Genomic DNA, 16,091 nt, shown 5'->3' on the forward strand with positions numbered 1-16,091 from the left:
AGAACACAATATGAATGTCCCCCGTTTCTCATATTTGACAACATTTGGCGATGAGCCATTCTTGCACAAATTGTGTAAGAAAAAAGCCCTTTTACAAGGGCCTTTTTTATTTATATACAATATTATCCTCCCCCGGGAAAGAAAATTTTATCTAATAGAAAAAGAAAAAGGTGCTGCTGATTGCAACACCTTAAAACATTGGATTTTCATCCAAATAATCATATACATTATTGACCAGTTCTTCTACTGTAGCACCTTGTACTACTTCACCATTTACAAGTGCAAACGGTCCTTCAAAACAAATGCCACAATATCCTAAACAACCATACTCCATTACATCTAAATTCGGATCTTTTTCTAATTTCTCTAAAGCTGCTTGTGATCCACTCGCAAGGTTACCTACACAAAATTCAATTAATGGTTTAATCAAAATTCTCCCCCCTGTACTACAAAACAAATTACCTTCTGACTCTATCTATTAAGAAGAAAACTAAGCTGTCTCTTGTTGTTTTCGTTATACATTCTAAACTATTTAGTTACTTCACTATTTCACTTCAAAGTAGATGGTCTTATTTTATATAACATGCTACCTGCAATGAAATAGTAACTAAAAAGGAAAAACAGTTTACTTTACTTTTCTTCTTATTGTACAACAGAGTATTCATTCATGCATTGTTATTTGTTCACAAATTCGATATAATTTGATTGAGTAAAGTCGAAATATTTTATTAATATAAAATTGTATGATTAGGGGATATTTCAACAGAAAAGGGGTAATCCATCATGAAACACCTCGTAATACTAGGTGGCGGCTACGGTGGAATGAGAATTCTGCAGAGGCTACTTCCAAGCAACCAACTTCCAGATGATGTACAAGTGACATTAATCGACAAAGTACCATATCATTGCTTCAAAACTGAATATTATGCATTAGTTGCGGGTACTATTTCAGAAACACATATTCGTATACCGTTTCCCGAGCACCCACGCCTCAATATTCAATACGGCACAATAACAAATATTGATCTCGAAGAAAAAGCTGTTCATCTCGATGGCGGCGAAGCGATCCAATATGATGATTTAATTATCGGTCTTGGCTGTGAGGATAAATATCATAACGTTCCTGGGGCGAAGGAATATACACATAGCCTACAATCGATTGAACAAACACGTAAGACATATGAACAATTAAATAGTCTAGAACCAAACGCAACAGTAGCTGTCGTTGGCGCTGGATTAAGTGGCGTTGAAGTTGCAAGTGAACTTCGCGAAAGCCGTTCTGATTTAAAAATTCACTTATTTGATCGAAAAGATAGAATTCTATTCCCATATCCAGAGAAATTAAGTAGATACGTAGAAGAATGGTTCGTAAAACATAAGGTTACTATTATACGAAACGCTAACATTACAAAAGTAGAACCAAATATTGTGTACAACCACGATGAACCACTTGAATGTGATGCAATCGTCTGGACAGCTGGTATTCAAGCAAATGAAGTTGTTCGAAACCTTCCAGTTGAACAAGATGGTAGCGGACGGGTTGTTTTAACAAAATATCACAATATTCCAAATAACGAGCACGTGTATGTTGTAGGAGATTGCGCAGCACTTCCACACGCTCCATCTGCACAACTTGCTGAAGGTCAAGGAGAGCAAATTGTCCAAATATTATTAAAACGTTGGAACAATGAACCACTTCCTGACGAACTACCTGTAATCAAATTAAAAGGTGTTCTCGGCTCTCTTGGTAAGAAGCACGGCTTCGGTTTACTTGCAAACCAACCATTAATGGGACGTGTACCGAGATTATTAAAATCCGGTCTTCTTTGGATGTATAAATATCATAAAGGTTAATACTTTACAAGCTGTCTACTAAGTAGGCAGCCTCTTTTATGAGTTACAATATAATTTTCAGACACATCTTTCTCAATATGGATAATGATTTATTTTTCATTTTTATATTAAAAACTATCGATGAACAGTGTATGCTATTTATAAGTTTTTTTATTTCCTTTAAGACCGAAGTCATTCGGTCTTATTTTTTTATGTTGTAAACACTTTTACAGGAGGTATTCCATTTCACTTATGAACTTAACGAAACTAAACAATCGAATAGAAGTAAAGAAGAAAGAATTGATCTATCTCGTTGAAAAGTACGGATTCACTCATGATAAAGTGATTTCTTTCAGTCAAGAATTAGATCGTTTACTTAACTTATTAATAAAACTCAAGACGAAGAAAAAACGTTGCTCTTTATAACCGTTATCTTCTCTTTTTTGATACGATATAAATAGAATCAGAAAGGAGCCATTTATGTTTATATTAAAAGACGTTACATACAAAGATATACTACACATTCCTTATTTACAGATTCAAAAAGAAAAAATCACATGTATTATCGGTGAGAGTGGGAGCGGAAAAAGTACATTGCTTCGCATGCTAAATGATTTACAATCTCCAACATCCGGTACAATTGAATATAACGGAAAGCTGATTTCTGATTATCCTCCTATTCAATTACGACGTGACGTAGTCATGCTTGGGCAAACTCCACCTATTTTTGATGGAACGATTAAAGACAATTTATTAATGGGACTTCGTCTTTCTGAAAAACCATTTCCAAATGATGATATTTTGCGAGGCGCACTAACGACTGTTAGCTTAGAAAAAAATTTAGAAGACAACGCCGATTCATTATCAGGCGGAGAAAAACAGCGACTTGCTTTTGCACGTATCGTACTTATGGATCCACCTGTTTATTTATTAGATGAACCAACCTCGGCACTAGATAGCGATACAGAACGCCGCGTTATGAAACAATTTACTATGCTAGCAAAAGAAAAGAAAAAAACAGTTATCTTCATCACACACTCACAACAACTTCCAGAAGAAATTGCAGACGATATTATTGAAATTAGCAAAACAAACGGTGCAACTAGAAAGGAAGTGCTCTCAGTTGAAGGGCGTTATTGAACTCCAAATTTGGCAACTTGCCGCTGCATATATTTTTATTCTTATTTTAATAGGTCTTATAAAATTAAAAGGAATACCGCGTGAAAAACAAATTGCGCTCGCAACATTCCGTATGACGATTCAGCTCGTACTTGTTGCATATGTCCTTACATACGTATTTGAAAATAGTAATCCATTTTATACAATTGCTCTTATTACTTCTATTACTACCTTTGCCATTTTTAATATTTATAAACGAGTTAACATCCCGATGTCAAAAGACTTAAAACGAGTAGCCGCGCTTTCCATGGTTGCCGGATCAATCGGGCCACTTCTACTATTTATCTTTGTTATTATCGGGCATGATCCTTGGTATGCTCCGCAATATATCGTTCCGATTACAGGAATGTTAGTTGGAAATGCAATGACAGGTGTTTCTCTCGGTGCAAATACGTTCTTAAACAATATGAAATCGCAAAGAGGTCAAATTGAAGGAGCACTTATGCTCGGTGCAACACCGAAAGAAGCAACTGCTCCGCTCATACGTGACGCTTTTGACTCTGCTATTTTGCCAACAATCAACTCCATGGTCGGAATGGGAATTATAAGCCTACCAGGCATGATGACTGGTCAAATCTTAGCTGGTGTATCACCATTTACAGCCATTCAATATCAAATCGCCATCATACTCGGTATTTCTGGGAGTACTGCCTTTGCTGTCATTATCTTTTTACAGCTTGGATATAAAACATTCTTTAATAAACGGTGTCAGTTAAAAGAAATTGACTATGGTGCGCGGTAAATGTTGCACTGTTCACGGTAAATAAAATTATATAGACTTACCGATAAAAAATGACAATAAAAAAGAGGAGGCTAATCGCCTCCTCTTTTTACTTACGCCTTCTTAACGAACTGTGATTTTAACTTCATAGCTCCGAAACCGTCGATTTTACAATCAATATCGTGATCGCCATCAACTAGACGGATACTCTTTACTTTCGTACCGATCTTCACAACTGAAGAAGTTCCTTTTACTTTTAAATCTTTAATGACAGTAACAGCATCGCCATCTTGAAGAACGTTTCCGTTTGCATCTTTTACAACTTTTGCACCATCATTATTTTCAGCTTCTGCTTCTTGGCCCCACTCATGAGCACATTCTGGACATACGAATAGAACGCCATCCTCATACGTATATTCTGAATTACATTTTGGACAATTTGGTAAAGTAGCCATAAATTCATTTCCTCCGTTCATTATTTATACGTAAAAATCAAAATTGATGTTTACATCTCGATAAATAAAATTTGTACAGCATTTCTTTATAGTGCCATAGTCTTACGTTATTGACAAGCCTACCTGGAATTCTCATTTATTATTGTATTTTACAAATTTTCAATTCGTATGGTGTTTCCAATAAAAAAAATGAACCTTCACAGGATTCTTCTTTTCAAAATGAACGAGTTTTCACTAGAAACTCCAACTATTTTCTTCAATATAAAATTGATACTCTTCTAACTCTTCTTCACTTAACTTTTTATTATTCTCATATACTTCTTGCCATTCAAAATAGTCTTCACTAAAATAAACAGCAAATTTTATTTTCACATTTTTCTTCTCTGTATAATCATAACCAGTAAACTCTACTACGTCATAATCTTTTTCTTTCTTCACAAACTTCCAAGTTGGATCATCTGTCATAATCTCTAAAGTAACACCTTCACTACTTTAGCGAACGACATTTTGTATATTTGATAATAAAAATGTTTCACATGAAACTATCTATATTTCGTATTACCTTACCTCTACACAGTACATGTAAATCCATTTCTCCAAAATACGAAAGACGCCCTTTTCAAAAAGGCGTCTTTTTACAGTTGAAAATTTACTAATATAAAAAATGAATTATTGAATAAATGAATTACCCATGGAACGAGTAAATTATTTGTTTTCTTATAAGTGTAGGCTAAACATATACCACCACCAAAAATATATAAAACACCACCTAAAGTAAGTGGATGCCCTAAAGTAAATATAAAAGCACTTATAACAATACTAGTAAGTGTAGAAAAGCGCTGAGATAATTTTGTGAAAAACATCCCCCGAAATAAAAGTTCTTCCCAAATCGGTGCGAAAATTGTGAGTACAACTACGTATAAAATGATTTCACTTTTAGTAGGCTCTATTACTATATTAGATTCATTCACACCAAGCCCATGTGGTAAAACTAAATTTAATACCGCAAGATATATAAGCAGTACGATCATCGTCATTACTATCGTTACATAATGCTTAAAATTATTGAACTGTATTGATTTTAATAAATGTGCACAGTAATTTCTTACTGGTGAGTATATTAAAATAATAGTAAGAAATGTTAAAGGCGGAATAAGATAATCTACATACCATGGATATAAGGAAGAGTCATATATAATGTTCAAAAAATCAATTCCATACATGACTCCAAAAATAATTATTATCATACTAATTACTTCGCGCATACTCATTTGTACATTCTTTTCTTCATATGTAGCTAATTCTGTATTCATCCTATCCCTCCAGTATAATTAAACCTTTTAATCCATTATATACCAATTCTAACACAAAAACAGACGATACAATCTAATGTATCATCTGTTTTTTTCCTACCATTTCTCTCTACATGTTTCAATTAAATGCAGTAAGTACTTCCTCGTCATATCTGCCCTTCTCCACCTTGAGAGCATTCGCTTTTCTTTTGGATTCTGCCGTATTCTCGCTACTTCTTTTAATAAAAGCCCCCATTCTTCCGCTGAACGTTCTAACAAGTATTGCAATCCACTATCTTTTGAAACGATTGTTTTATGATCCAGTGTATATAAAATACGGCCCATCGTAACGACAGCTGATTCTACCCACTCTTCTACGAAAAATAAATATGGCTGCTTTGCTTTTTCACTCCAGTATTGTTCTACGTTGTATTTCATCGTATTTACTACATCGTCCCACCTTATTTGAAACGAAAGATCTTCAGCTTCTTTCCCAGTAACTGTAATACCTTGATTTTTTAACGTCCACCATGTGACCGCATTAATATCCCAATGACCTATATTTGCTTTACCATCTGCACAATACACGTACTCATTCATTTCATCATTGTATTTTCCTAAATCAGCAAGCGGAATATACATACCATCCATTCTTTTACCTAACGTACTATCACTAAGTTTCTTATGAAGTTCTACAAGTTGCTGTTTTTCAGCTTCATTCACAGAATCACTTATTACCGTAACAAAATCAACATCGCTCGTTTCTGCATGAAATGCACCAAGTGCGATGGAGCCGTAAATATATACCCCGACTATCTTTTCGTCCAAAAAAATTTCTTTTAATTCTACTGTGTACCGCTCCATTAACTGTTGTACTTCCGTTGGTAACGCATACTTCACTCCATTTTTCACATCTATCCCTCCAATAAAAAAGAGCCTTTGCGAATTCGCAAAGGCTTCCTGTTTTATAAATATTTCTCGATTTCTTCGTAAACATCCTTCAAACGAGGATTTCCTTCTCCAACAACTTCTCCATTTACAAGAACGACTGGATAAAATAGATCTTCCTCCACTACGCGCTCTGCGAATGCTTTTTTATCTTCATCTTCTTGTTTTTCTTGAAAATCAATATACTCGAAATTAAATTTATTTTCTTGTCCTTCATATTTACGCCCAATTGCCGCTTGTAACCATTCAAACGTTTCTGTTGAAGATGGCATTCCAACGCAGCTTGCACAAATTACTTTCGTCCCATACACTTGCACATTAACCATTTCTTCTCCCCCGCTTCTTGTTTCAACAGTATATTCAGATGTCTTAGTACATAAGCACATCATTTTACAAACTTATTCCCTACCCCTATACTGAAAAAACACGTTATAAACATGATAAAAAATTTCGACATTAAAACAAGAACAGAAAAAATAGATTTTCCCCTCTATCTTGATTATAATAAAACTGATGAAAGGAGTCGATAAAAATGGAAAACCCACATATGGAAGAACAAGTACTAGAAGTATTAGATAAATTACGTCCATTCTTACTTCGCGATGGCGGAGACGTTGAATTAGTAGACATTGAAGAAGGTATCGTAAAATTACGCCTTATGGGTGCTTGCGGAAGCTGCCCAAGTTCTACAATCACACTAAAAGCTGGTATCGAACGCGCATTACTTGAAGAAGTACCAGGCGTTATTGAAGTAGAACAAGTATTTTAATTAAAAGCGGAAGCGGCTCATTCAGAACAGGAGGTCATTGGAGCTCCTGACGAAGAGGCGCTTTTTGCCTCACAGGAAGGCGCGAAATGGCCGACTGTTCTAGCCGCTGAAGCTAGATATTAATCTAAAAGCGGAAGCAGCTCGTTCAGAATCGCTTCCTAGGAAGAGACCCAAATGGGTCTCTTTTTTTATTCAAATAACACTTCTCCTTTAACATCATAAAACAAAATTGGAAATCCTTCTCAAAAAGTGAGATAATTAATACTATAGAATCGTTCACACATATACAGAAAAAAACATAGGGGGACGACACATGCCAAGAATGGGAAACACTTTTTTAACAATTCAAGAACTAGAAAAGAAAAAAGAATATTTATTAGACCTTTCATCCGTTATACCAACATGGAATACAAGCTATCAATTTTTATTTAAAGAAATCCAGCAAGAATTATTGAGTAAAGTAAATGAAAAAATCGAAAGACATCAATTCATTTTAAATATATGTACAGATCAACAGGTAGGGGCATAATGTATTACATACAATTGTAGTATAAAAAAAAGAGACCTCACCCGGTCTCTTTTTTATTTTAAGATAGCCAATCTAATTTCCTAATACCTAACTTATCAACTGGTAAACGAAGTGATCCATAAAAGTGCTTCATAAATTGCTCAGAGCGGTTCACATCGTGTAAAATGGCTTCTAAGCGATCTCTATATATGCTTTTTTGTTCTTCATTTCCTGTTTGGTAATATCGTTCGACTGTTTCAAAATAGTGAAGTGGGAACAGGAGCCTTGCAAATAATAAGCGCCAACCAAAAGAGGATAGCGAATAATTTCGTTCATAGTCTGTAACAAATTGAACGATTGTTTGCTCCCAGTCTTTCTTTTTTTCTATCATCATATAGCGGATTAATTCTGCCATATCTCGAGTTGGGTGATCATACACCCAATCAAAAGGAAGTTTGAGGCGCTTCGTTTGATGCCATAATAAAGGTGTGAATCGTTCTTGGCAAATTGTTGCTGCATCAGTCATTTGCGGCGTATCATCCATCTCTGTATCAACAACATATTGAATTGCATTTTCTGCAACTCCTAAGTAATACGGGAAGGATTCAATAAACAATTGATCGAATACGTCTGTAGGGTGGTTCATCACTTGTGATTGCCAAAACTTTTCTAATTGGTCGAGTCTTTTTTCCCATAACGCTTTCCATTCACCAATGCGGCTTAATTGCTCGATTTCTTCTGGAAAGAATGCGCCTCGTTTATGGAATATAGAAAGCTCACTTCCTAATGATGTAGCATGTCGTTCTAACGCACGCATACCTTTTAATAAGCAGTAATTTTGTTCTTCTATCTCACATACATAGTAGCCGTGTATAGTCGGAACGAAAGTCGCTACAGTTATATCCCCTTGCTGGTTCATATAGTCACTGAGCTTTTTCATCTCTACAAGTACTTCTTCCTCCATTTCTCCAATTGGAACAAGTACATAAATTTTGTTGCGAATCCAAAAGCTTTTATAGGGGCCAAGGGGGATTAATTCTTTAACATGCATGTGATAATGCTCATAAATATGATGAATCATCGCAGTCGCCACCTATGGTTTTTCTTTATATATATGAGCTTGTGCTCGCCTTTCATGCCTATGCACATGATAAAGCAACGAAACGTATACAAATACTAAAAAGAAAAAAAGGTGATAAACATGAAAGAATCAAATCAACTACAAGAAAGAGCATTACAACTATTACAAGAGCGCGGTGTAACAATTGACGATATTGCTGAGCTTGTTCATTTTCTTCAAAAAAAATATCATCCAAATTTAGAGATGTCAGAATGCCGTTATAACGTTGAGCGTGTATTATCAAAACGTGAAGTACAAAACGCACTGATTACTGGTATCGAACTCGATGTTCTTGCTGAAAAAGGAATGTTAAGTGAGCCGTTACAAGATATCGTAAAACGTGATGAAGGCTTATACGGAATTGATGAAGTGATCGCACTTTCTATCGTTAATGTGTACGGCTCTATCGGTTTCACGAACTTTGGATATATCGATAAATTAAAACCTGGTATTTTAGAATTCTTAAATGATAAATCATCTGGAAAGGTGCATACATTCCTTGATGATATCGTTGGCGGAATTGCTGCCGCTGCTTCAAGCCGCTTAGCGCATAGAGCTGAGCATTCGGAATAAAATATGAAAGACCGTCAGTTTCATACTGACGGTCTTTCATATTCCATGAGCATAAATTCTCTTCCGCGGCTTAAAAAAATAGGACCTTGTTGAAAACCTATTTTTTTATATAGCGTAATCGCCCTTGTATTAAATGTCGCTACACTAAGTCGAAACATCTTCGGCTTATATTCTTTCGCTGCAAAGGCTATCCCAGCTTGAAAAAATATGTTACCCAGCCCTTTCCCTGTTAACGCTGGCTTCATGCCAAGTCCGATATCAATTACATCTTCTCCACCATATAAATGAGCATCTCTTCCACCTGGTACTTGTGCATTTTCCCCAAAACAAAAATAGCCGATAAACTCTCCCTTATCGTCACAACAGCCATAATACGTCCCATCTAATAATTCTTCTATTGCTTCTTCCTCTCCTGAAAAATTATACAAATCATAAGGTTCTTCATACGTCCACGTATTTATCTCATTTGCTTCTGCTACCGTTAACTTATGTATATCCATCCTTCTCTCTCCTAATCAAATATTCTATATATACTCATTCATTTTTCGCGCCTCATTTCCCTCTAATTGGAATATGCATAATTACATACGCACACCTATGAAACAAATGGTACAATTTATTTGAATCGCTGTTGCTACACTTCTTGATCAAAGAAAAGGCGTTAAAACGGATATTAGCGCCTTATCAAACTCAAGCAATTGGCACATTTTGTCATCATGAAAGACACTCGAAAGAGTGTCTTTTTTTTATATCTCACAAGGACTTACTCATTTCAACATATAAACACATAAAATAATGTAACTCTTTACATGCATGAACCCTTTTCTCAAAGTTTTGAAGTAGACTCAAAATAAAAAAAGCACTCTTGGCTAGAGTGCTTTTTACTTTCAAATAAGGAGGTTACATAATATGGATAGTACTCTCGTATTTAATTTCGGCATTGGTATTGTCATCATTTTATTTGTTTTCTTTGTTCTTTGTATGAGTGGGGTATAGAAAGACGATTTTTGCCGTCTTTTTATACATATGTATCATTTGACTTCCGCAAAAGAAGTAACCATAATAGTTACATAAATAAAAAACTATTCACATATCCACAAATAGGAGGAAGAGCAATGAAACATGTAATCGTTTATGCACACCCAAATACAGAAAGCTTCAACCATGCAATTTTAGAAACGGTAAAAAGTGAATTAGAAGAAAAAGGTCATGAAGTACGCGTTCGTGATCTATACGAATTAAACTTCAATCCAGTATTAGGCGCTTCCGATTTCATCTCATTTTCTCAAGGAAATACACCAGAAGATATTAAAGAAGAGCAAGAGCACATCTCTTGGGCCGATAGCATTACATTCATTTATCCAGTTTGGTGGGCGGGACTTCCTGCTATTTTAAAAGGATACGTTGACCGTGTATTTAGCCATGGCTTCGCTTATGCTTACGGTGAAAATGGTATTGAAAAGTTATTAAGCGGTAAAAAAGGATTATTATTATCCACAATGGGAAATACGAAAGAAGCATACACAGCAGGCGGTATGTTTGAAGCAATGAAGAAAACAGCGGATGTTGGTATTTTTGAGTTTACAGGCATTGAAACAATTGAGCATACATTCTATACGAGTGTTCCTTCTGTGGATGATAATGTGCGTAAACAATATCTTGAAGAAGTGAAAGAGGTAGTAAATCGTGCATTCTAATAAAAAACTCCGGTTGTTAAAACCGGAGTTTTTTATTTCATCATTAATTTCGGAATATATCTTTGAAGAATGCTTTCTAATTCATTCATATCTTCCTGTCTAATAAGTAAATTCACATTGTCATTCATTTTTTCTCGCCCGCGATATAAAAATATATTTTCTTTTGGATTTTCCCATGTCGATGTTTTATAGCCTTTTAATTCTTCGTATGAATAAAAGTTTAATCCGTCTACTACACCTTTTTCATATATTTGTACACTTTTAATAAGATGGATAGCTATTAAAGTCATAAAACAACTTGCTACAACATAACTACCCGACTGAATAAGAAACTGTTCAGCTGTATCAATATCGCCACTTACGTACTGAGCATATATATACATACATTGTCCAATGAAATATGCTGGTCCAAGTAATGCAATCCAACGTCTCTTCACTCGTGGATATGTTGCAATAAGTTTTCCCACACTTTTTTTCATTTCATTTATTTTATATATCTTCCATAGAACAAAAAATAAAACACATAATGTAAAAACAAACATAATACATGACATCCAGTACACTCTAATTCCCTCCCCTCAATATCATTACATATAAATTTTACATTTTATATAACAATAGCACATATGCAATTATGCATAAAAAAACAGGTAACCACTTCCGGTTACCTGTTTTTCATTACATCTTCTCAATCCACTCCGTCAAGTTATGCACAACTTGCGTTGGTTGTACTTCATATTCTGTTAACTTCTCCACAGTTGTGACTCCAGTGTGGACAAGAAGCGTATGCATGCCAGCATTTACTCCCGCTAAAATGTCTGTATCGTAGTTATCCCCAACCATTAATGCTTCATCTTTTCCTATCCCAAGCACTTTTAACGCTTGTTCCATAATGATTGATTCTGGTTTTCCGATAAAGATTGGCTCCACACCTGTTGATACTGCTACAACTGATGTTAATGAACCGTTACCTGGTAATAATCCGCGCTCAGTCGGAATGGCAATGTCTCCATTTGTAGAAATAAACGTTGCGCCGTTACGCACAGCAAGACAAGCTTTTGCTAATTTTTCATATGTGATGTCACGATCTAAACCAACAACAACGAAATCAGGATTTTCATCCACAAGTTCAAACCCTTTTTCCACAAGCGCATCATGTAAGCCTTCTTCACCAATCATATATACCTTTGCATCTTGTTTACGTTCATAAATAAAGTTCGCTGTCGCCATACTCGTTGTGAATACTTGCTCTGCTTCCGCTGGAATATCGAAACGAACAAGTTTTTCTGCCACTTGTTCTGGTTTACGCGTCGAATTATTCGTAACGAATAAATAAGGAATGCCGCGCTCTCCTAATGCTTTTACGAAGTCGCTTGCTTCTTCAATTTGTTCTTCTCCGCGATACATCGTACCGTCTAAGTCAATTAAGTAACCTTTATACATCATTATGTCTCTCCTTCTATGCTAACGTTCTCACCTATCATACCACTCTTATATTACCCGCTTTTTCCAAAGAAAAAAACGCTTTACCTTAAAGCGCCCCATAACGTTCATTTTTTCTCTTTTACTTGGTAAGAACAACTACAATCGCCCTCACACATGTTTGCCAACGTCTTTACATCTGCTCCTGCAAATAAACGATTATACATCTCTTTTTCATCTTCGCATACTTGCGGGAATCTCTCTGCAATTTCTTTTAACGGACAGTTTTGTTTTTCAATTACGAAAGAGTTCTCTCCATCTCTCTTTATTTGAACCATATAACCATTTTTCTCTTGCATAGCTGCTATCTCTTGCACTTTATATGCTAAACTCTTCTGATTACTCACTCGCTTTTGCAACTGGTCTTCCATTCGCTTCGTTCTCTCTTTTAAAATGTGACTAAGTATTTTTTCATCACCCATTCGAGCTAAATCTTCTAGCATATCAATCGCAAATTGCTTATACTCTTTCGGGAATGTATCTTCTCCCTTTTCACTTAATCCATACAAATAAGTTGGTCTTCCGACATGTTGTCTTACCATCTTAGAATAAATGAAACCATCTTTCTCAAGATTACTTAAATGTCTTCGAATCGCCATTTCTGTAATCTCTAAAACATCAGCTAATTCCGCTACCGTGTGCTCTCCCTTTACTTTCAACAATTGCACAATTTCATCTTTCGTCGTACGTGCTTCCCCCATGCTTCACCCTTCTCCCTTCTCCCTTTACTTTCTCACATACAATATAAGATCCCCAAAAGATAGTCCTGGGGATCTTATAAGCATAATTATTCTGGTACAAATGCAGATACAGGTCCTAATTCCTTCTCTAAATAACTGCGAATATTTGCTGGGTATTTCTCTACCACTGCAATATGTTTTTGAATCGTCTTATATAATTCATCATGATTCATTTGAATATAATCTTGCGTAAGCATTTTTCGAAGAAGGATAATTTCTTTCATTCCTCTTCCTTCTTCTGCACTTATCACTCGCTCGTCCATCAAAATGTCGATAATATCTTCATAACTTCCTGGATCGCGCATAATAAATCCATCAATCATCGCATTCCCTACATCTAATACACAATCAATAATTAGATGGGCTATGCGTTCTAATGCGTAAAATTCAAACTCGGTTTCATATATCTTTTTCTCTTGAAATGTACTTGTTGCTCGTTCTAAACATACTAGCATTTGTTCTATTTTCTTTCTGTCTACAAAATACATGAATGTCACCTACCTGGAAATTAAAGCATTTACATTTTAATTGTAACGCTTTCTTCTGAAAAAATCGACAATTTTTCGAATTCACCTTTTCTCCGTTATTTGTTATAGTTATATTTGTATGATTTTTGAAATTGGAGGAATGGAATCTTGGAACGTGAACTCGCACTAGAAATTGTCCGTGTAACAGAAGCAGCAGCATTAGCATCCGCACAGTGGATGGGCCGCGGAAAGAAAAACGAAGCAGATGATGCAGCAACTACAGCAATGCGTGATATGTTTGATTCAGTAAACATGGCAGGTACAGTTGTAATCGGTGAAGGAGAACTTGATGAAGCACCGATGTTGTATATTGGTGAAGAACTAGGAACAGGTAACGGTCCAGAAGTAGACATCGCCGTTGACCCATTAGAAGGTACAAACATCGTTGCAAAAGGTCTTGCAAATGCAATGGCAGTTATCGCAATCGCCGATAAAGGAAACCTTCTTCATGCTCCTGATATGTACATGGAAAAAATCGCGGTTGGTCCAAAAGCAGCTGGTAAAATTAGCTTAGATGATCCAATTGAAAAAACAATTGAAATTGTAGCAGAAGCTAACAATAAAAAGATTCGCGATCTAACAGTTATCGTGCAAGAACGTGAACGTCATCAAGATATTATTGAACGTGTTCGTGCAAAAGGTGCACGCGTAAAGTTATTTGGTGATGGTGATGTTGGTGCGTCAATCGCAACAGCACTACCTGGAACGGGTATTGATTTATTCGTAGGTATTGGCGGAGCTCCAGAAGGTGTTATTTCTGCAGCAGCATTAAAATGCCTTGAAGGTGAAATGCAAGCTCGCTTAGTTCCAATGAACGAAGAAGAAGAAGCTCGTTGTCGTGAAATGGGATTAGAAGATCCTCGTCAACTGCTTATGTTAGATGACTTAGTATCTGGGGATGATGCAATCTTCTCAGCAACTGGTGTATCTGCTGGTGAGTTATTAGACGGTGTGAAATTCCTTGGCGGAGATTTAGCTGAAACATATTCTATCGTTATGCGTTACAAAACAAGAACGGTACGATTCATTAAAACGCATCACCATTTAGATCATAAACCACACTTAAACTTAGATATTTAATAAAGGAGCCATGTGTATGGAAGAACGTTTCTTTCTGTACGACGATACAGTCGCTACAAGAACTCGTTTCGTTAGCTTTATGGGAGAAAATGAGCGTCATGATTTAGCGCTTTTATACTCCGATCGTCATTACGGTAAAACAATTGTCCTTGATATGCAGCGCAATAGATTTGCAATCATCGGTCCTGACGATTTAAACGAACCAGGCTACTTAGAGCATGCATTTTCGATGACTGAAGAAATTGCAGAAGAACTACGCTCATTTTTATTTGAACTTATATAATTTATCGTAGGCACCAGCTATGTTAGCTGGTGTTTTTCCGTTATAAGAGTTTTGAATTTTCAATCTTCTATGTTATAATTAAGAATAAATCTATTTGGATAGAAAGGACGTTATCTACGTATGCCAACATTTACTTTGTAATGGACCAGCAATTGGATAGCATTACTCTCAAAAAAGCACCATGCTTTTTCAAGGGAGTAATCTGCCCATTCCCATTACAAAGGAACGTAACGCATCTGTAGTATGATGTTTACGGAGGTTCCTCTTTGGGGAACCTCCTTTTATTTTTGTCTATTTCTCATGTCTTCATACTACAAGACATCCAAATAGCTGTATTACGTTCCTTTACCACTACTATAAGAGGTGAAGGAAAATGCAGAAAGTACAACTTTCTTGGAGTTTATATGAAAATGAGCAAAATACAATCGAAAAGTATTGTAAAAATTGCAGACGCACTACCCTATTTACTGACACGAATATTCGTAGGCATAACGCCAACGGAAAAAATATATATCGTTTTGCCATTTATAAATGTCCGAAAGATCATACTTGGAACCAAAAACTTCGTATTTATAAATCATTTACTGATCATGTGGAAACAGTCGACATGAATACGCAAGATCAAACAGAAACAACTACTACCATTTCCATTACACATCATAAAGAAAGTGGCGTAGCTGAAATTACAATCGTATTAGATATCGTTTTCGGTTCCCACCGAATCGATAAAGCTTTATCCACATATATTTCTGACTGGAGCCGTACACGCATTGTGGATAAAATTAAAAATGGGGATATTCAATTGAACGGACAACAAATGAAACCAAATGCAATACTTTCTGAAGGTGATTCTATTTCAATTTGTTTGTGAGCAAGTAAAAAAA

At 35.7% G+C, this 16,091-nt stretch carries 22 protein-coding genes and 1 pseudogene; 11 read left to right on the forward strand and 12 right to left on the reverse strand.

The window, feature by feature from the left end:
• Window positions 1-190: 190 nt before the first annotated feature.
• Window positions 191-430, reverse strand: a complete 240-nt coding sequence (locus tag NHG49_RS25105; protein ID WP_000595025.1) for a YuzB family protein — start codon at window positions 428-430, stop codon at window positions 191-193.
• Between the two features lie 353 nt (window positions 431-783).
• Between NHG49_RS25105 and NHG49_RS25110 the strand changes: the two genes are divergently transcribed.
• The 4 genes from NHG49_RS25110 (at window position 784) to NHG49_RS25125 (ending at window position 3,754) form a co-directional block, all read left to right on the forward strand.
• On the forward strand, window positions 784-1,854 hold the full coding sequence (locus tag NHG49_RS25110; RefSeq protein ID WP_064476298.1) for an NAD(P)/FAD-dependent oxidoreductase: 1,071 nt from the start codon (window positions 784-786) through the stop codon (window positions 1,852-1,854).
• A gap of 231 nt (window positions 1,855-2,085) precedes the next feature.
• Window positions 2,086-2,259 carry an aspartyl-phosphate phosphatase Spo0E family protein gene (locus NHG49_RS25115; RefSeq protein ID WP_063222111.1) on the forward strand — a complete coding sequence of 58 codons (174 nt, stop codon included), beginning with the start codon at window positions 2,086-2,088 and terminating at the stop codon, window positions 2,257-2,259.
• Window positions 2,260-2,313: 54 nt separating this feature from the next.
• The gene (locus tag NHG49_RS25120; protein ID WP_076541849.1) at window positions 2,314-2,973 is read left to right on the forward strand and encodes an ABC transporter ATP-binding protein; all 660 of its coding nucleotides are present in this window, start codon (window positions 2,314-2,316) and stop codon (window positions 2,971-2,973) included.
• The gene (locus tag NHG49_RS25125; protein ID WP_088046864.1) at window positions 2,957-3,754 is read left to right on the forward strand and encodes an ABC transporter permease; all 798 of its coding nucleotides are present in this window, start codon (window positions 2,957-2,959) and stop codon (window positions 3,752-3,754) included. The genes NHG49_RS25120 and NHG49_RS25125 overlap by 17 nt, the downstream gene beginning before the upstream one ends.
• A 92-nt stretch (window positions 3,755-3,846) precedes the next feature.
• On the opposite strand, the gene phnA is transcribed toward NHG49_RS25125, so the two are convergent.
• The 5 genes and pseudogenes from phnA to NHG49_RS25150 form a co-directional block, all read right to left on the reverse strand.
• Window positions 3,847-4,188 (reverse strand): alkylphosphonate utilization operon protein PhnA, encoded by a 342-nt coding sequence (phnA, locus tag NHG49_RS25130; protein ID WP_000212737.1) that lies wholly within the window; start codon window positions 4,186-4,188, stop codon window positions 3,847-3,849.
• A 234-nt stretch (window positions 4,189-4,422) separates the two neighbouring features.
• Window positions 4,423-4,704 (reverse strand): annotated as a pseudogene (locus NHG49_RS25135) (DUF2628 domain-containing protein); the annotation flags it as partial.
• A 119-nt stretch (window positions 4,705-4,823) separates the two neighbouring features.
• Complete coding sequence (locus tag NHG49_RS25140) at window positions 4,824-5,501, reverse strand: CPBP family intramembrane glutamic endopeptidase (protein WP_088046863.1); 678 nt, start codon at window positions 5,499-5,501, stop codon at window positions 4,824-4,826.
• A gap of 96 nt (window positions 5,502-5,597) precedes the next feature.
• Entirely contained in the window at window positions 5,598-6,392 is a 795-nt protein-coding gene (locus tag NHG49_RS25145) for a nucleotidyltransferase domain-containing protein (RefSeq protein ID WP_064476295.1), read from the reverse strand.
• A gap of 53 nt (window positions 6,393-6,445) precedes the next feature.
• Window positions 6,446-6,754, reverse strand: a complete 309-nt coding sequence (locus NHG49_RS25150) for a YuzD family protein (RefSeq protein WP_048561653.1) — start codon at window positions 6,752-6,754, stop codon at window positions 6,446-6,448.
• Window positions 6,755-6,960: 206 nt separating this feature from the next.
• Between NHG49_RS25150 and NHG49_RS25155 the strand changes: the two genes are divergently transcribed.
• Together NHG49_RS25155 and NHG49_RS25160 are read left to right on the forward strand one after the other, a co-directional pair.
• Window positions 6,961-7,197, forward strand: a complete 237-nt coding sequence (locus NHG49_RS25155; RefSeq protein ID WP_000431158.1) for a NifU family protein — start codon at window positions 6,961-6,963, stop codon at window positions 7,195-7,197.
• Window positions 7,198-7,510: 313 nt separating this feature from the next.
• Entirely contained in the window at window positions 7,511-7,726 is a 216-nt protein-coding gene (locus NHG49_RS25160; RefSeq protein WP_064476294.1) for a hypothetical protein, read from the forward strand.
• Between the two features lie 58 nt (window positions 7,727-7,784).
• On the opposite strand, the gene yutH is transcribed toward NHG49_RS25160, so the two are convergent.
• Complete coding sequence (gene yutH, locus NHG49_RS25165) at window positions 7,785-8,786, reverse strand: spore coat putative kinase YutH (RefSeq protein ID WP_000581260.1); 1,002 nt, start codon at window positions 8,784-8,786, stop codon at window positions 7,785-7,787.
• A gap of 120 nt (window positions 8,787-8,906) precedes the next feature.
• Between yutH and NHG49_RS25170 the strand changes: the two genes are divergently transcribed.
• Window positions 8,907-9,398: a phosphatidylglycerophosphatase A family protein gene (locus NHG49_RS25170; RefSeq protein WP_000665100.1), complete on the forward strand. Its 492-nt coding sequence runs from the start codon at window positions 8,907-8,909 to the stop codon at window positions 9,396-9,398.
• Window positions 9,399-9,418: 20 nt separating this feature from the next.
• On the opposite strand, the gene NHG49_RS25175 is transcribed toward NHG49_RS25170, so the two are convergent.
• On the reverse strand, window positions 9,419-9,898 hold the full coding sequence (locus tag NHG49_RS25175; protein WP_088046861.1) for a GNAT family N-acetyltransferase: 480 nt from the start codon (window positions 9,896-9,898) through the stop codon (window positions 9,419-9,421).
• A gap of 615 nt (window positions 9,899-10,513) precedes the next feature.
• Here NHG49_RS25175 and NHG49_RS25180 point away from each other — a divergent pair.
• Window positions 10,514-11,095 carry an NAD(P)H-dependent oxidoreductase gene (locus tag NHG49_RS25180; RefSeq protein ID WP_064476293.1) on the forward strand — a complete coding sequence of 194 codons (582 nt, stop codon included), beginning with the start codon at window positions 10,514-10,516 and terminating at the stop codon, window positions 11,093-11,095.
• Window positions 11,096-11,127: 32 nt separating this feature from the next.
• Here NHG49_RS25180 and NHG49_RS25185 read toward each other — a convergent pair whose 3' ends face one another.
• From NHG49_RS25185 to NHG49_RS25200, 4 genes are all read right to left on the reverse strand, one after another.
• Entirely contained in the window at window positions 11,128-11,658 is a 531-nt protein-coding gene (locus tag NHG49_RS25185; protein WP_064476292.1) for a hypothetical protein, read from the reverse strand.
• 115 nt (window positions 11,659-11,773) lie between these two features.
• On the reverse strand, window positions 11,774-12,538 hold the full coding sequence (locus NHG49_RS25190; RefSeq protein WP_064476337.1) for a TIGR01457 family HAD-type hydrolase: 765 nt from the start codon (window positions 12,536-12,538) through the stop codon (window positions 11,774-11,776).
• A gap of 107 nt (window positions 12,539-12,645) precedes the next feature.
• Window positions 12,646-13,278: a helix-turn-helix transcriptional regulator gene (locus NHG49_RS25195; RefSeq protein WP_064476291.1), complete on the reverse strand. Its 633-nt coding sequence runs from the start codon at window positions 13,276-13,278 to the stop codon at window positions 12,646-12,648.
• A gap of 86 nt (window positions 13,279-13,364) precedes the next feature.
• A complete protein-coding gene (locus NHG49_RS25200) occupies window positions 13,365-13,805 on the reverse strand; it encodes a DUF86 domain-containing protein (RefSeq protein WP_064476290.1) in 441 nt (146 codons plus the stop codon).
• A 147-nt stretch (window positions 13,806-13,952) separates the two neighbouring features.
• Here NHG49_RS25200 and glpX point away from each other — a divergent pair, with 147 nt between their 5' ends.
• The 3 genes from glpX to NHG49_RS25215 all read left to right on the forward strand — a co-directional run bounded on the left by glpX (window position 13,953) and on the right by NHG49_RS25215 (window position 16,078).
• Window positions 13,953-14,924 carry a class II fructose-bisphosphatase gene (gene glpX, locus NHG49_RS25205; RefSeq protein WP_064476289.1) on the forward strand — a complete coding sequence of 324 codons (972 nt, stop codon included), beginning with the start codon at window positions 13,953-13,955 and terminating at the stop codon, window positions 14,922-14,924.
• Window positions 14,925-14,940: 16 nt separating this feature from the next.
• Window positions 14,941-15,207: a DUF3055 domain-containing protein gene (locus NHG49_RS25210; RefSeq protein ID WP_000392616.1), complete on the forward strand. Its 267-nt coding sequence runs from the start codon at window positions 14,941-14,943 to the stop codon at window positions 15,205-15,207.
• Window positions 15,208-15,580: 373 nt separating this feature from the next.
• The gene (locus NHG49_RS25215; RefSeq protein ID WP_064476288.1) at window positions 15,581-16,078 is read left to right on the forward strand and encodes a hypothetical protein; all 498 of its coding nucleotides are present in this window, start codon (window positions 15,581-15,583) and stop codon (window positions 16,076-16,078) included.
• The last annotated feature ends 13 nt before the right edge of the window (window positions 16,079-16,091 follow it).

It is taken from the genome of Bacillus sp. IBL03825 (assembly GCF_024712505.1).
GTDB classification, from domain to species: Bacteria; Bacillota; Bacilli; order Bacillales; family Bacillaceae_G; genus Bacillus_A; species Bacillus_A wiedmannii.

What these genes read in the sequence shown, in the direction of transcription:
- NHG49_RS25200 (WP_064476290.1), bottom strand. Translation starts at nt 13,805, where the DNA reads ATGTATTTTGTAGACAGAAAGAAAATAGAACAAATGCTAGTATGTTTA.
- NHG49_RS25190 (WP_064476337.1), bottom strand. Translation starts at nt 12,538, where the DNA reads ATGTATAAAGGTTACTTAATTGACTTAGACGGTACGATGTATCGCGGA.
- NHG49_RS25150 (WP_048561653.1), bottom strand. Translation starts at nt 6,754, where the DNA reads ATGGTTAATGTGCAAGTGTATGGGACGAAAGTAATTTGTGCAAGCTGC.
- NHG49_RS25120 (WP_076541849.1), top strand. Translation starts at nt 2,314, where the DNA reads ATGTTTATATTAAAAGACGTTACATACAAAGATATACTACACATTCCT.
- NHG49_RS25175 (WP_088046861.1), bottom strand. Translation starts at nt 9,898, where the DNA reads ATGGATATACATAAGTTAACGGTAGCAGAAGCAAATGAGATAAATACG.
- NHG49_RS25180 (WP_064476293.1), top strand. Translation starts at nt 10,514, where the DNA reads ATGAAACATGTAATCGTTTATGCACACCCAAATACAGAAAGCTTCAAC.
- NHG49_RS25195 (WP_064476291.1), bottom strand. Translation starts at nt 13,278, where the DNA reads ATGGGGGAAGCACGTACGACGAAAGATGAAATTGTGCAATTGTTGAAA.
- phnA (WP_000212737.1), bottom strand. Translation starts at nt 4,188, where the DNA reads ATGGCTACTTTACCAAATTGTCCAAAATGTAATTCAGAATATACGTAT.
- NHG49_RS25160 (WP_064476294.1), top strand. Translation starts at nt 7,511, where the DNA reads ATGCCAAGAATGGGAAACACTTTTTTAACAATTCAAGAACTAGAAAAG.
- NHG49_RS25215 (WP_064476288.1), top strand. Translation starts at nt 15,581, where the DNA reads ATGCAGAAAGTACAACTTTCTTGGAGTTTATATGAAAATGAGCAAAAT.
- NHG49_RS25115 (WP_063222111.1), top strand. Translation starts at nt 2,086, where the DNA reads ATGAACTTAACGAAACTAAACAATCGAATAGAAGTAAAGAAGAAAGAA.
- NHG49_RS25155 (WP_000431158.1), top strand. Translation starts at nt 6,961, where the DNA reads ATGGAAAACCCACATATGGAAGAACAAGTACTAGAAGTATTAGATAAA.
- NHG49_RS25140 (WP_088046863.1), bottom strand. Translation starts at nt 5,501, where the DNA reads ATGAATACAGAATTAGCTACATATGAAGAAAAGAATGTACAAATGAGT.
- NHG49_RS25170 (WP_000665100.1), top strand. Translation starts at nt 8,907, where the DNA reads ATGAAAGAATCAAATCAACTACAAGAAAGAGCATTACAACTATTACAA.
- yutH (WP_000581260.1), bottom strand. Translation starts at nt 8,786, where the DNA reads ATGATTCATCATATTTATGAGCATTATCACATGCATGTTAAAGAATTA.
- NHG49_RS25210 (WP_000392616.1), top strand. Translation starts at nt 14,941, where the DNA reads ATGGAAGAACGTTTCTTTCTGTACGACGATACAGTCGCTACAAGAACT.
- NHG49_RS25110 (WP_064476298.1), top strand. Translation starts at nt 784, where the DNA reads ATGAAACACCTCGTAATACTAGGTGGCGGCTACGGTGGAATGAGAATT.